This is a genomic window from Pseudarthrobacter sp. TE3704, assembly GCF_056279405.1.
Window position 1 is genome coordinate 157,722 of the sequence record NZ_JBWCCJ010000008.1, and the last position, 13,308, is coordinate 171,029.

Annotated in this window: 10 protein-coding genes; 3 read left to right on the top strand and 7 right to left on the bottom strand. The window is 68.6% G+C overall.

All coding sequences use genetic code 11. The features are described 5' to 3' along the window. Positions 1-77 precede the first annotated feature (77 nt). The gene (locus ACZ9BC_RS19600; RefSeq protein WP_476247386.1) at positions 78-653 is read right to left on the bottom strand and encodes a TetR-like C-terminal domain-containing protein; all 576 of its coding nucleotides are present in this window, start codon (positions 651-653) and stop codon (positions 78-80) included. Positions 654-729: 76 nt separating this feature from the next. Between ACZ9BC_RS19600 and ACZ9BC_RS19605 the strand changes: the two genes are divergently transcribed. Further along, the gene (locus tag ACZ9BC_RS19605) at positions 730-1,257 is read left to right on the top strand and encodes a DUF4188 domain-containing protein (protein WP_476247387.1); all 528 of its coding nucleotides are present in this window, start codon (positions 730-732) and stop codon (positions 1,255-1,257) included. A gap of 15 nt (positions 1,258-1,272) precedes the next feature. Here the strand turns inward: ACZ9BC_RS19605 and yczR are convergent, their stop codons facing one another. After that, positions 1,273-2,757: a MocR-like transcription factor YczR gene (yczR, locus tag ACZ9BC_RS19610; protein ID WP_476247388.1), complete on the bottom strand. Its 1,485-nt coding sequence runs from the start codon at positions 2,755-2,757 to the stop codon at positions 1,273-1,275. Between the two features lie 60 nt (positions 2,758-2,817). Here yczR and yczE point away from each other — a divergent pair, with 60 nt between their 5' ends. Then, a complete protein-coding gene (gene yczE / locus ACZ9BC_RS19615) occupies positions 2,818-3,438 on the top strand; it encodes a membrane protein YczE (protein WP_476247389.1) in 621 nt (206 codons plus the stop codon). A gap of 23 nt (positions 3,439-3,461) precedes the next feature. Here the strand turns inward: yczE and ACZ9BC_RS19620 are convergent, their stop codons facing one another. From ACZ9BC_RS19620 to ACZ9BC_RS19630, 3 genes are read right to left on the bottom strand one after another with little or no spacing between them, the layout of a single operon-like run. Then, a complete protein-coding gene (locus ACZ9BC_RS19620; protein ID WP_476247390.1) occupies positions 3,462-4,292 on the bottom strand; it encodes an Fpg/Nei family DNA glycosylase in 831 nt (276 codons plus the stop codon). After that, entirely contained in the window at positions 4,285-9,324 is a 5,040-nt protein-coding gene (locus ACZ9BC_RS19625) for an ATP-dependent helicase (protein WP_476247391.1), read from the bottom strand. Before ACZ9BC_RS19625 ends, ACZ9BC_RS19620 begins: the two co-directional genes overlap by 8 nt. A 56-nt stretch (positions 9,325-9,380) precedes the next feature. After that, positions 9,381-10,931, bottom strand: a complete 1,551-nt coding sequence (locus ACZ9BC_RS19630; protein ID WP_476247392.1) for an FAD-dependent oxidoreductase — start codon at positions 10,929-10,931, stop codon at positions 9,381-9,383. A 195-nt stretch (positions 10,932-11,126) separates the two neighbouring features. Here ACZ9BC_RS19630 and ACZ9BC_RS19635 point away from each other — a divergent pair, with 195 nt between their 5' ends. Then, positions 11,127-11,588 (top strand): DUF4383 domain-containing protein, encoded by a 462-nt coding sequence (locus ACZ9BC_RS19635; RefSeq protein WP_079598175.1) that lies wholly within the window; start codon positions 11,127-11,129, stop codon positions 11,586-11,588. A 157-nt stretch (positions 11,589-11,745) separates the two neighbouring features. On the opposite strand, the gene ACZ9BC_RS19640 is transcribed toward ACZ9BC_RS19635, so the two are convergent. Together ACZ9BC_RS19640 and ACZ9BC_RS19645 are read right to left on the bottom strand one after the other, a co-directional pair. Then, positions 11,746-12,396 (bottom strand): DUF4232 domain-containing protein, encoded by a 651-nt coding sequence (locus ACZ9BC_RS19640; RefSeq protein ID WP_476247393.1) that lies wholly within the window; start codon positions 12,394-12,396, stop codon positions 11,746-11,748. A 134-nt stretch (positions 12,397-12,530) separates the two neighbouring features. Beyond that, a complete protein-coding gene (locus tag ACZ9BC_RS19645; protein WP_476247460.1) occupies positions 12,531-13,280 on the bottom strand; it encodes a YcnI family copper-binding membrane protein in 750 nt (249 codons plus the stop codon). Between the last annotated feature and the right edge of the window lie 28 nt (positions 13,281-13,308).

Genomic DNA, 13,308 nt, shown 5'->3' on the forward strand with positions numbered 1-13,308 from the left:
GCCGAGCTCATGTGCTGGTCGGGACGGAACTGGCGCCGCGGGAACGAGTGCCCGGACGCCCGTGCTTTCACAGGGAGTCAGGCGGCCCAACCGCGTGCGATGGCGGCCAGCGCGGAGTCGTACGCCGCGGCCCAGTCGGCGTCCGGCGGACCCACCTGCGCCAGTTCCAGGCTGACCAGGCCGTGGACCTGGCCCCAGATGGCAACCGCCACCATCTCCACCGGGGCCTCTAACAGCCTGCCGGCCTTTTGGGCTGCGGCAACCGCGCTGATCAGGGGCACCATGGCCTGGGCGGCGACCTCCGGGCGGGGCTGGCAGTCGACGTACGCGGCCAGTGCGCCGCCGAACATCAGCCGGTACAGCGACTGGTGTTCCAGTGCCCAGGTCCGGTAGGCCACGCCCAGTCCCTGAAGGCCGCCCGGGGCTGCGGCGGTCTGGGAGTCATGGAAGGACTGAAATCCGCTGTCGACCACCGCGGTGAGGAGCTGGGATTTTCCGCCGAAGAGCGAGTAGACCGCGGACGTGGAGGTTCCGGCTGCTGCGGCAACATCCCTGAGGGTTACCCGTGCCGGCCCGTGGCGGTCCACAAGGTCTGCCGTGACGGCGAGGAGCTCTTCACGCAGGGAACTGGTGTGCACCACAGGTCTTGCCATGGGTCCCATTGTTTCATAACCTTGTTTCATAACCTTGTTATAAAACCAGGTTATGACCCTTCACCCAGGAGTTCTCATGGAGCAACAGGTATTTCCGGGCCGCTACACCGCGGATCCCGGGCGGGAGTCCGTAACGGTGTTCCTGATTGGAATGCGGGCCAACCGGTGGTGGAAAGTGGGCAAGGTGGCACAGGTGGCCGCCGCCATGCCGCGGATCCTCCGGCATCTTGCCACCGATCCTGCCTCCGGAATGCTGGGCTTCGAACAGTGGTTCGGGCGCACCACCATGCTGGTGAGCTACTGGGAGAGTCCCGAGCACCTGCGGAAGTTCGCCGCCGACCGGGAGGCGCCCCACCTGGAACCATGGCGGCGTTTCATGAAGGAGCTCTCCGGAACAGGGGACGTCGGCATCTGGCACGAGACATACCAGGTTCCCGCGGCGGGAATCGAGACCGTGTACAGCGGAATGCCCTTGTTTGGGCTGGCGAAAGCCACAGCACAGGTACCCATCGGGCGCGGCACCAATACCGCAAAGCAGCGTATGGGACATTCCCGTGCGCGGGGTGACGGTGCGAAAACGGCAGGCGCGGGCCAGGCTTCCTAGGGGAGCGCATACTCCTCAGGCGATGGCAGCTGCCGGCGCCTTCTTGAGGGTCCGCCGGAGCTGGGGGGCGGCGTCGAGCCTGTCCTGCGCTGCGCGAAGTGCCAGTACCGCAGTCTCGAGCCGGTCGGGCGGCAGAGTGAACGGCACCCGCAGGTTCCGTTCGAAAGCCCCACCGATTCCGAACCGCGGTCCGGCCGCCAGCCGGATGCCGAAGTCGGGGGCGATGACTGCCAGGGCTGTGCTGGTCGGCTCGGGCAGCCGGCACCAAACGGACAGGCCACCGGCAGGCTGCATCGTTTGCCATCCGGAGAGGTGTTCCCCGAGCAGTTCAAGCAGTGCTGCCCGGTTGTCGCGAAGTTCCCGCAGCCGGGCCGGCAGCGGCTCATCAAGTGCCCGGACCAGATGGGCGGCTGCAAGCTGTTCCATGGCCGGCCCTCCAAGGTCAAGGGTGGTGCGGGCCGCTGCGAACCGCTGGATCATGGGTTCGGATGCCCGGATCCAGCCTGTCCGGAGCCCTGCCCAGTGCGATTTGCTGAGCGAGCCGATGGTGACAACGGCGGAACTGAAGCCTGCTACCGGAGTGGTGGTGACGCCGTCGAGGTTCAGTTCACGAAGGGTCTCATCCACCACCAGGACGGTTCCGGCCGCGGACGCCGCGCGGGCCAGCCTGCGGCGCTGGGAGTCAGGCATGACGAGGCCTGTGGGATTGTGGAAGTCCGGCACAACGTAGGCGATTTTCGGGCGTTGCCGGGACAGGGTTGATTCCAGGGCCGGCAGGTCCCAGCCCCCTGGCGCAAAGGCCACCGGAACGGGGCGGCATCTCGCTGCTCGGATGGCATCCAGCGCGTTGGGGTAGCTGGGGTGCTCCACGAGAACCCGGTCCTGCCGGTCCGCCAGAGTGCGGATAACGATTGTCAGCGCATGTTGGGCGCCGGAGGTAACCATGATCTGGCCGGCGTGGGTTGGTACTCCTGCCGCCGTATACCGGTCTGCGATCGCCTGGCGCAGGGGCAGCAGGCCGATGGCGTCGTACCCGAAGCCCGGCAGCAGCGCCGGAAGCTCCGTCAGTGCCGCGGCGAAGGCGCGGTGCACCACCTCGCCGCTGGCCGGCAGGGCCGAGTACGCGAGGTCGATCAGGCCGTCCGGGGCGGCGAGACCGGGGGCGGCCAGGGCCGGGTGGGGGCGGGGCGGTGGCGGGCCCACTAGCGCCGGCCCGAACGGGGTGAGTTGCGGGATGCGTGTCCTGCCGCGGCTGCCCTGCCCGCTGCTCAGGAAACCCTGGTCGCGGAGGCTGGCATAAGCGGCGGTCACGGTGGTCCGGCTGACGCCCAGGGCTTCCGAGAGCGCGCGCTCGCTGGGCAATGCCGTGTCCAGCGGCAGTCTGCCATCCAGGATGAGGAGGCGCACCACGTCCGCCAAACTGCGGTAGGCAGGAGCCGTCCCGTTGTTCCACGTCCCGAGGAGGCGGGACAGTGATGCTGAGTTAAGGGAAGGCGCCATAGGGCCAGTATCTCAAACTGGCTATGCAATTCAATGCCAGTTACGTGGGAAAGTATCTGCATGATGACCCGCAGACTGATCCAGCTCTTTACCGGCCTTGCCATGTACGGCATTTCCCTTGCCATGTTCATCAGGGCCGGCCTGGGACTGGATCCCTGGGACGTCTTCCATCAGGGCACGGCCAACCGGACCGGCCTGAGCATCGGACTGGTGGTGATCATCGTGAGCTTCCTGGTCCTGCTCCTGTGGATACCCCTGCGCCAACGGCCTGGTTTTGGCACGCTGTGCAACGCCGTCCTGGTAGGTGTGTTCGCGGATGTCGGGCTGGCCGTGATCCCCACCCTGTCCCACCTGGGCGGCCAGATCGGGATGCTGGCCGGGGCGGTCCTGCTGAACGGCGTGGCCTCAGCCTGCTACATCGGTGCCCGTTTCGGCCCCGGAGCGCGCGACGGCCTGATGACCGGACTCGCACGCCGTACCGGGTGGTCGGTCCGCCTTTCCCGCACCCTCATCGAGATTACGGTCCTGGCCGTCGGCTGGCTGCTGGGAGGTTCGGTGGGCGTGGGAACGGTGGTCTACGCGCTCGCCATCGGACCCCTGGTCCAGCTGCTGCTGCCGCTGTTCATGGTTCCCGCCGCCGTGCCGCAACCTGCCGAGGACGCTCCCGCCGCCGTCCGCTAAGCCCGGGCGCAGAGGGCGCATGATTACGCCGGAGCCGGCTGGCACCGGGGGCAGAAGTAGATGTCGCGCTCTTCGTCGCCGTTGGGGTTGCCCAGCAGGCCGCGGCGGATGGGCGTCCCGCATTTGAGGCACGGCTGGTGCTCTCGCCGGTAGACCCAGTACCCGGGACGTCCCGCCATCCTGCCCACCGGCAAACCGCGGGCATTGAGGATGGTGACGCGGCGCCCGGGGCCGAGGTTGACTTCCAGCAGCTGTTTGGCGTCCGTCATCATGGTCCGCACATCTTCGACCCCGGAGACAGGAGTGGCGGGATGCACGCCGGAGAGGAAGCAGGCCTCGCACCGGTAGATGTTGCCGATTCCGGCAAGGTTTCGCTGGTCCAGGAGGGCCACTCCCACGGGAACGTCCGGCGCGGCGCGGACCCGGCGTTCGGCCTCATCCAGGTCCCAGTCCGGGCCCAGGAGGTCCGGGCCGAGGAACCCCACAACGGAGTCTTCTTTGTCGGTGGCCACGACTTCCAGCAGGCCCAGGGAAAATCCGACGGCGTCCGCCGCTTTGGTGCGCAGGACGCACCGTGCGGTGAAGCCGGGTTTGCGCCACCTGCCGCCGGGTGGATAGACCTGCCAGGTTCCCTCCATCTTCAGGTGCGAATGGATGGTGAGCTTCTTGTCATCAGGGCTTACCACCCGCATCAGGAGGTGTTTTCCGCGGGGCACCACCTCGCTCACGGTCCAGCCGGCCAGGTTCAGGGTAGCGAAGCGTGGGACGCGGAAATCGGAGGCCAGCAGGGTCTGCCCGGCCAGGGCCTGGTGCAGTTGGTTGGCGGCACGCCAGACGGAATCACCCTCAGGCACGGATCCGCAATCCCTTCGGCGTGGAGTAGGCCCCGGCGGAGCTGAGGGCGGCCGCCACGGGAGTGTCCAGGATGCCGTGCCCGTTCACTTTCTCCATGATCAGCTTGTCCACCGCGCCCCGGGCCACAACGCCCACCAGTGCCGCGCCCGCGGCGGCCAGGACGGCTTCGTCGTCATTGAAAGCCAAAAGCGTCTTCCCTCCGCGTTCCACATAAAGGACCAACGCTCCGTCCACCAGGACAACAAGGGCCCCTGCCTTGCGTCCCGGGCGGTGCCCCGTGCCGGCCTCATCCTGCAGGGCTGGCCAGGGCAGGGCGGCGCCGTAAGGATTGGCGGGGTCGGTGGCCGCGAGTGCCAGAGCGACGGGATCGGGCTTGGCGAGCTGGGTGTCCTCCGCGTAGGAGCGGAGCCGGTCCACCGTGGCCGGAACGGCGAACTGGGCAGCCCCGAGGTGTTCGATGAAGTAGCCGCGGCGGCAGCGCCCTGCTTCTTCAAGCCGGGCCAGTACCTTGTACATCAGGCCGAAGCCGCCCAGGATCTGTTCCGCCATGACCGAACCCCGGGTGACCACGCCGTAGCGGTCCAGCAGGAGTTCGGCGGTGGCGCGGGCATGGATGGTGGCGTCCAGTTCCGGTGCAGGAAGCGCAGACCAGCGGCCAGCGGCCATGGGCGGAGTGGCGGCAGCACCTGAGGTGCCGTAGCGGCCGCCGGCCAGGCCTGGAGAGCCCATGAGCCCGGTACCGTGTGAGCGGCCCAGCCTGCTGAGCCGCGGCGCCCGGGCCCGTGGTGCGCGGGCCACCTGGCGGTGCGCCGTGTGGCCGCCTGCGATGAGGGCCCGGACGGGAGCGAAGGTGTCACCGGTGACGCGCCCGGCCCACGCCAGCTCCCACAGCGCCGTCACCACCTCCTGGTCACTGAGTACGGTGTCCATGCCGCCGGCGACGTCCGTCAGCTGGCGGAAAAAGTAGCCGCCGCCGTTGTTCCGCAGATGGTCCAGGAGGCGCTGCCCGGCGTCACCCGGCTCGTACTCCGGCGCGGGGTTCAGGGTCAGCTCCGCCGAATCCGCCAGGTGCAGGCTGATCCAGCCGTCATTCCCCGGCAAAGCCCCGGCGCCGGACCACAAAACTTCCCCGGCAGCCATCAGCTCATCCAGCATGGCCGGCTGGTAGTTGGACACCCGGCTGGCCAGGATGAGCGGTTCCCAGGCGGACGCCGGCACCGGTACCCCGGAGAGCTGGTCGATGGCGGTGACGATGCCGTCGAGGCCGCGGAGCGACGGCTGCCCCCGGCCGGTTCCGGGAACCCTGACGTGCTGCCAGGCGGGCAGGAAACGCCCGTAGGCGGCGGCGTCCACCGGCTCAACTTCGGCACGCAGGGCAGCCAGCGAACGGCGCCGGAGCTTGCGCAGCACCTCGGCGTCACACCATTCGCTGACAGCAGTGTGAGGGAGGGGCTGTGGTGCCGGCGACGGGAGCCCTTCTTCCCGCCCCGGTTCGACATCCACCGCCGTTTCAGAATCTTCCGCGGCCTCCGCTTCAACAAGGGTGGAGGTGTTTTCCGGCTCCGTCGCGTGCGGGCGGAACTCACCCTCCACCACCCGGCCGTCCGCGGCGAGCCGTTTCAGGGCCGTACCCACCACCGCCACGCCGAGTCCCAGCCGCGCTGCCGCCTCACCTGAGGTGAAGGGCCCGTGGGTCCGGGCGTACCGGGAAACGAGGTCTCCCAGTGGATCGGCCACCGGCTCGATAAAGGCCAGCGGCACCCCCATGGGCAGCGGGACGCCGAGGGCATCCCGGAGCCGGGCGGCGTCCTCGACGGCAGCGAAGCGCTCCACCCCGCCGATATTGACCTTGATGGCGCGGTTGGCGCGCTGCAGCGCAAGCAGGTGTGCAGCGGCCAGCGCGGCGTCGGCCGGCGCGTCGGCGTCTGCCTCCGCCTGGAGACGTGCCGCAGCCTCCTCCGGCGCCAGCGGACCGAGCAGCCGCAGCAGGTCGGCCACGCCTTCGAGGCCCCGCGCCCGCCGGTCGGGGACCAGCCGCTGCAGCTCACGTTCGGTGGCTTCGATGACCTTGGCGTCCAGGAGTTCGCGCAGTTCAACGCGTCCCAGGAGTTCGTTGAGGAGGGTGGAATCCAGGGCCAGGGCCGCGGCCCGCCGCTCGGCCAGCGGGGAATCGCCCTCATACAGGAACTGGGCCACGTAGCCGAACAGGAGGGACTTGGCGAACGGCGACGGCTGCGACGTGGTGGTCTGCACGATCCGCAGCTCCCGCCGTTCCACGGAGGCTGCGATGTCCTTCAACGCAGGGAGATCGTACACATCCTGCAGGCATTCCCGGACGGTTTCCAGGACGATGGGGAACGTGGGGTACTTCCGGGCCACATCCAGCAACTGCGCCGAGCGCTGCCGCTGCTGCCAGAGGGGCTGCCGCTTCCCCGGGGTCTGGCGGGGGAGCAGCAGGGCCCGGGCGGCGCATTCCCGGAACCGGGAGGCGAAGAGTGCGCTGCCGCCTACCTCCGCGGTGACAATCTGCTCCAGCTCCTCCGGATCAAAGAGGAACAGCTCGGCGCCCGGCGGCTCGTCCTCCATCATGGGAACGCGGAGGACGATGCCGTCGTCGGCCGCCATGGCCGAGCCGTCCAGCCCGTACCGCTGGTGCAGGCGCTGCCCGACGGCGAGGGCCCACGGAGCGTGCACCGGCATGCCGAACGGGCTGTGCAGGATGACGCGCCAGTCGCCCAGCTCGTCGTGGAACCGCTCCACCACCAGCGTGGTGTCGCTGGGGACCACCTCGGTGGCCTGCTTCTGTTCCGTCAGGTACTGGATCAGGTTGTTGGCGGCGAACTCGTCCAGGCCGCTCGCTTTGCAGCGCTCGGTGGCAGGGCCGGTGTCCGACGCGGAGAGTTCGCGGACGAACGCGCCGAGGGCGCGGCCCAGGTCCACGGGCCGGCCCAGAGAATCGCCCTTCCAGAAAGGCAGCTTGCCGGGCTGGCCGAAGGCGGGCGATACCAGCACGCGGTCGTGCGTGATGTCCTCGATTTTCCAGCTGGTGGCGCCCAGGGCAAAGACGTCCCCGACCCGGGATTCGTAGACCATCTCCTCGTCCAGTTCGCCGACGCGCCGGCCTCCCTTGGGGGCAGGGGCCGGCTTGCCGTCGGCGGACGGCGACGCCGAGCCCTCAAGCTCGGTCCCGATGATGTAGACACCGAACAGTCCGCGGTCCGGGATGGTGCCGCCGGACGTGACGGCCAGGCGCTGGGCACCCGGCCGCCCTTCGATGGTGCCGGCATTGCGGTCCCAGACGATCCGGGGGCGGAGCTCGGCGAATTCGTCCGACGGGTAACGGCCCGCCAGCAGATCAAGGGTGGCCTCGAACGCCGAGCGGGGGAGCGACGCGAAGGGGGCCGAGCGGCGCACCGTACTGAACCATTCCTCGACATCGATGCTGCCCAGTGCGGTGGCGGCGACGGTCTGCTGGGCCAGGATATCCAGCGGGTTCGCGGGGATGCTGAGCCGCTCGATCTTGCCCCCGAGCATCCGTTCCACCGTGATGGCGGTGTGGACCAGGTCCGCGCGGTGCTTGGGGAACAGCACACCCTGGGAAACTTCCCCCACCTGGTGGCCGGCGCGGCCCACCCGCTGCAGGCCGCTGGCCACCGACGGCGGGGATTCCACCTGCACCACCAGGTCCACGGCGCCCATGTCGATGCCGAGTTCCAGCGAGGACGTGGCCACCACACACCGCAGCCGGCCGGATTTGAGGTCATCCTCGATGAGCGCCCGCTGGTCCTTGGACACCGAGCCGTGGTGGGCCCGGGCGAGCACCGGATCCGCTCCCGCCGAGCTTCCCGCCTGGGCCATCATGTGCGCCGGCGTGGCGGTGGAGGCTGGAACGCCCGACGGCGGGGCGCCAGGCGCGGAGGCACCGCCGGCTTCCAGCCCTTCCGCGCCGGGATCGTCCCAGCCGCCGCCCACGGCCACCAGCTGGCGTTCGGCGTAGATCTCGTTCAGGCGGGCAGTCAGCCGTTCGGACAGCCGCCGGGAGTTGGCGAAGACGATGGTGGACTGGTTGGCAAGCACCAGGTCAACGATCTTCTCCTCCACGTGCGGCCAGATGGACGCCTGGGGCTGGAGGCCGGAGGCAGGACCCGAATCGAAGGCCCCGGCCGCGCCCTGGAGGTCGGACATGTCCTCCACAGGGACCGAGACCGTAAGGTCCCAGTTCTTCTGCGCGGGCGGCGCAACGATTTCCACCGGCGCCATGCCCGCCAGGAACTGGGCCACGAGCTCCCGCGGTTCCACGGTGGCGGAGAGCCCGATCCGCTGGGCGGGTTTGGGCAGCAGGGCATCCAGCCGTTCAAGGGAGACGGCGAGATGCGCGCCGCGCTTGGTTCCCGCCACGGCGTGGACCTCGTCAACGATGATGGTGTCCACCTCGGTGAGGGTCTCGCGGGCCCGGGACGTCAGCATCAGGAACAGGGACTCGGGTGTGGTGATCAGGATGTCCGGCGGGTTGCTGAGCAGCGCCCGCCGGTCCGACGTGGTGGTGTCCCCGGACCGGACTCCCACGGTGATCAGCGGCGCGGGCAGTCCCAGGCGCTTGGCGGTCTGCGTGATGCCGATGAGCGGGGAGCGGAGGTTCCGCTCCACGTCCACGCCCAGCGCCTTCAGCGGCGAAATGTAGAGGACCCGGGTTTTCCGCTTGGGAGCCCGCGGGCGCCGGCCCTTTGCTGCTCCCTTTGACCCGGCGGCAGAAACCGCGGGACCGGCAGCTTCGGGTTCGGGGCTTGCTGCTGCAGAGGAGAGGAGCCGGTCCAGGGCCCAGAGGAAAGCGGCAAGCGTTTTGCCCGAACCCGTAGGGGCGACCACGAGCGCGTGGGAGCCCGAGGAGATGGCGTTCCATGCCCCTGCCTGCGCGGGGGTGGGCTCGGAAAAGGCGCCCAGGAACCAGTCGCGGGTGGGCCTGCTGAACTGGCCCATGGGCGCGGCCGCACCGGCGTCCGCGCCGCTGCCGGAAGGCTGTTCCTGGTTCATGCCTCCATCATGCCCCAAGGCACCGACAGGGATGCCGGCGCCTCCGGAACGCCCGCTCAAGCCTTTCCGGCCCGGGGGAGGTCCCGGGTGGCCGGGCCCTCCAGGAGCTTGCCCTCACTGCTGAACCGGGAACCGTGCAGGGGGCAGTCCCACGTCAGTTCACTGTCGTTCCAGTGCACGATGCCGCCCAGGTGGGTGCAGACAGCAGACAGCTTGCACGTGGTCCCCTCCACGGTCGAGGCAGCTACGGGCCGCGTTCCCTCCCGGTAAACCTCGCCCTGGCCTTCCGCAGGCACCACCGGCGCCGCCGGGGGCGCAGGTTGCTCCTTGCCCTTCTTCAGCGCCTTGGTGCCTTCGGTTTTCAGCCCTTCCGCCGCCAGCTGCCCCCAGCCGGACGCAAGCTTGGCGGCAACTCCGGCATTGAGTGCCACCGCGGAGAGTGCGCCGGAGGGGGACGTGACCCGGTGGTGGATGGTATCCGCCCACGGCACCTGGCCGCCCAGGATATCCGCTGAGATTCCCACCGCTGCCGCAACGGCGTTGGTCATGCCCCATTTGTTGTAGCCCGTGCCGAAATAGACGTGCCCTTTACCCCGGGGGAGCTTGCCGAAGAACGGCATCAGGTTGGTGGCCATGTAATCCTGGGCGGACCATGTATGCGTGGTGACCGCACCCGGGTAGTGCTGCCGGGACCAGTCGAGCAGCCCGGCAAGGTGGGCTTTTTCCGATTGTGCACGGCCCACGTGGTGCCCGTGGCCGCCCACCAGCAGGAGCCTGCGGCCGTTGTGCTCGAAGTCCCGGAGCGAGTGGGTGGGCTGCTCCACCGAGATGTACATGCCCGGAGGCGGCTCCTGCCCTTCCTGCAGCTGAAGTGCTGCGGCGTAGGAACGGCTCGGCTTCAGCTTGGCGAAGTACAGGCCCCGGTCAAGGACGGGGACGCCGGTGGCGAGCACCACCCGGTCCGCCCGCACGCTGCCGCGGTCCGTCTTCACGGCTGAGGGAATGTCGCCGGTGACGTCCCGCAGGCGCACCCCGCTGACGATGCTGCCCCCGCGGCTCCGGATGTCCGCCATCAGTGTGTCCAGGACCTGCATCGGGTTGATCTGGGCCTGGTCAGGGAGCCGGACGGCGCCGTGCACGGCAAAGGGAAGGCCGGCGTCGCGCACGTACTCCATGTCCAGTCCGGCGGTGGTGCCGGCACTGACCTCCTCCCGCAGTTTCTCGGTGCCCTGCGGGGTGGCGGCGTAGGTGTAGGCGTCCCGGCGCTGGTAAGGCACCTGGTGTTCGTCCAGGTAGCGCAGCAGCCACGCCTGGCCTTCACGGTTCGCATCAACATACGCCTGGACCTGTTTGGCGGAGTACTGGCGGGCGAGCTGGGACAGGAAGGTCCCTTGCAGCAGGGTCACTTTGGCGGTGGTGTTCCCGGTGGTCACAGCTCCGGGGAAGCGCGCCTCGATCACCAGTACCTTCTGTCCGGAGCGCGCCAACAGCAAGGCGGTGACCAGGCCGGTCAGCCCGGCCCCTGCCACCACGGTGTCGTACTTGCTGTCGGGCTCAAACGGATCAGAAGTGAACGTTTCGCTGCGGTCCAACCAAATCGACGTCATGAGCTCAACCTGCCTCCGGTAATAAATCCGCTGGTGGGGGGCCAGTTTGTGATGGGTCTGTTATATACCCTGACCTATCCGTGGCGCACTTGATAAGTATACTTACCTTGTCGGGGTTTAAGTCTATGGTCAGGCACAGCCCGGCAGCCATGATGTGAACGTTTTCGACAAATAGCAGGAGAAACCATGACAAGCATGAGTTCCGACGGTCGAACCGTAGGCCGGACAAACATTCAAAAGGCAGCCCTCGCCGTGGGAGCGGTCTTCCTCCTGGTAGGCATCCTGGGATTCATCCCCGGAATCACCACCAACTACGAGACCATGAGCTTCGCGGGGCATGGATCCGGGGCCCTGCTGCTGGGCATCTTCCAGGTGTCAGTGCTGCACAACATCGTCCACCTGCTCTTCGGCGCAGCCGGTATCGCCATGGCCCGCAGTGCCGCCCAGTCCAGGAACTACCTGGTTATTGGCGGTGCCATCTACCTGGTGCTGTGGCTTTACGGCCTGCTGATCGGCCTGGACACCCCGGCCAACTTCGTCCCTGTCAACATGGCGGACAACTGGCTGCACTTCATCCTGGGTGTCGGCATGCTGGGCCTGGGCCTCGCCCTGTCCCGGGGCACGGCACGTGCCGGCCGCACCACCACGGCGCACTAGAAAAGCGCCGCACCAGGAATCATCCAACGAGGAATCAAGAACCAGGACCATCGGACCAGGCAGCGACAGCGTGCCTGGCGGCGGACATTTCACTGCAGGCGGCCCGGCTACATGCCGGACCGCCTGCGGTCGTTTTCGCGTATGGACAGGAAAGGCGCTAGGCCGGCTGGAACGCGCCGATGCTCAGTAGCGTGATGCCGGCGTTGCTGCATGCCTTGGTGGGCTGCGGCAGGAACAGGGACGCGGTGTCCTCCGGCGGGTAGATCCGGTAGCCCGCGGCGTCCACCATGGCGCAGTCGGTGTAGTTTCCGGCCTGGGTATAGCGCAGCACCGCGGAGCCCGTCTGGCCCGGGGCCAGGAGGACGTCCACAACAGGGGCAGATTCGTCGCGGGTGGCGGGCGCACCGATGGGAGCGCCGGCGTTGTCCGCGGCCAGGGATACACCGGGGAAGCCCTTAAGGATGCAGGATTCAGGGCCGGTGTTGGTCAGGTTGAGCTTCATGTAGACGCTGCCGGCGGCGCCTCCGCCTGATGCATCGGTGGCGGCGGACAGTGCCGCCGCCTTGCACAGCCCCGGTGACGCCGGGGTGGAGGTTGCCGGTGCAGGGGTGGACGGCGCGGACGACGGCGCTGCGGACGACGGCGGTGACGCGGACGGCGCCTCCGGGCTGGCTGAGCCGGTGCCCGGCGCCGTCGTGGTGGTTTGCGCTTGCGGCGTGCTGCTGGGCCCGCACGCTGTAAGCATCAGGGCGGCAGCTGCGGCCGCCGTCGACACGGCTATCCCCTGGAAAATTTTCTGAGACCTCATGGCACCACCTTCGCGGCAGCCGCTGGCCGCGTCAACGATGCGGTGTGCCTGGCGCGCATTTGATGCCCGGATCGTGATGATCCGGGCATCAAAGGGGCCGTTAGTGCGGCACCGGTTTTGGTGCCGCGGGCCGCCTACTTTCCGGCGGCGCCGGCCGTTGCTTTGTTACGGGCACCGCTGCGCAGCAGGGCTGCCCCGCCCAGTGCCAGGCCGCCGATGCCGGCCGCGAGTCCTGCCCAGCTGCGGGCCTCGGCTCCGCTGTCCGTGACGGCCGCGGCCTGCTCGGTGGAGTGCGATGCCGGGCTGGCGGAGCCCTCGCCATGGCCGGCAGCGTTAGCCGCCTCCGTGATGGTGATGGCCGGGGCGGGGGCCTTGAGGGAGTGCGGGTCCTCGCCGTCCTTCGCGATCTCCGACCAGTCCGTCTGGCCCACTTCGCAGGTCTGGAGGGTGGGAAAGTGCAGGGTTGTCCCGGCTGAGTCGGGGAGTTTCACGGACAGGACCAGGGCGTCCCGGAGTTCGTGGGGGAGGGGCGCCTTGGCGGTGTAGACAATCTGGCTGGTCCGCTTGGTGATGGACGTGCCGTCCGCGAGCTTTTGAGGCTCGGGAAGCTGCTCCGTCACCTTTTCGACCGTCCAGTTGGGGTTGACCGTGGGCTGGGCGTCGTTGAGTTCCGATGGCAGGGTAATTGCCACCTTGGTGGTGCCGGACTCCTCGCAGCCGTGCGGAATCGCGAAGGTCAACAGGGCGTAGGAGTTGGCTGAGGTCTTGTCAGGTGTGACGCCGACGTGTGCCGCGGCTCCGCCCGCTGCTGCCAGCAGCAGGGCTGCGGCGCCGCCGGTTGCAGCGGCGGCGGCCAGGGAACGGTGCATCAGGGAACGGTGCATCAGGAAACGGTGGTTCAGGGGACGCCGC

Coding starts and splice junctions, on each gene's coding strand:
- ACZ9BC_RS19600 (WP_476247386.1), bottom strand. CDS start 653: ATGGCAAGACCTGTGGTGCACACCAGTTCCCTGCGTGAAGAGCTCCTC.
- ACZ9BC_RS19630 (WP_476247392.1), bottom strand. CDS start 10,931: ATGACGTCGATTTGGTTGGACCGCAGCGAAACGTTCACTTCTGATCCG.
- ACZ9BC_RS19625 (WP_476247391.1), bottom strand. CDS start 9,324: ATGAACCAGGAACAGCCTTCCGGCAGCGGCGCGGACGCCGGTGCGGCC.
- yczE (WP_476247389.1), top strand. CDS start 2,818: ATGATGACCCGCAGACTGATCCAGCTCTTTACCGGCCTTGCCATGTAC.
- ACZ9BC_RS19645 (WP_476247460.1), bottom strand. CDS start 13,280: ATGCACCGTTCCCTGATGCACCGTTCCCTGGCCGCCGCCGCTGCAACC.
- ACZ9BC_RS19605 (WP_476247387.1), top strand. CDS start 730: ATGGAGCAACAGGTATTTCCGGGCCGCTACACCGCGGATCCCGGGCGG.
- yczR (WP_476247388.1), bottom strand. CDS start 2,757: ATGGCGCCTTCCCTTAACTCAGCATCACTGTCCCGCCTCCTCGGGACG.
- ACZ9BC_RS19635 (WP_079598175.1), top strand. CDS start 11,127: ATGAGTTCCGACGGTCGAACCGTAGGCCGGACAAACATTCAAAAGGCA.
- ACZ9BC_RS19640 (WP_476247393.1), bottom strand. CDS start 12,396: ATGAGGTCTCAGAAAATTTTCCAGGGGATAGCCGTGTCGACGGCGGCC.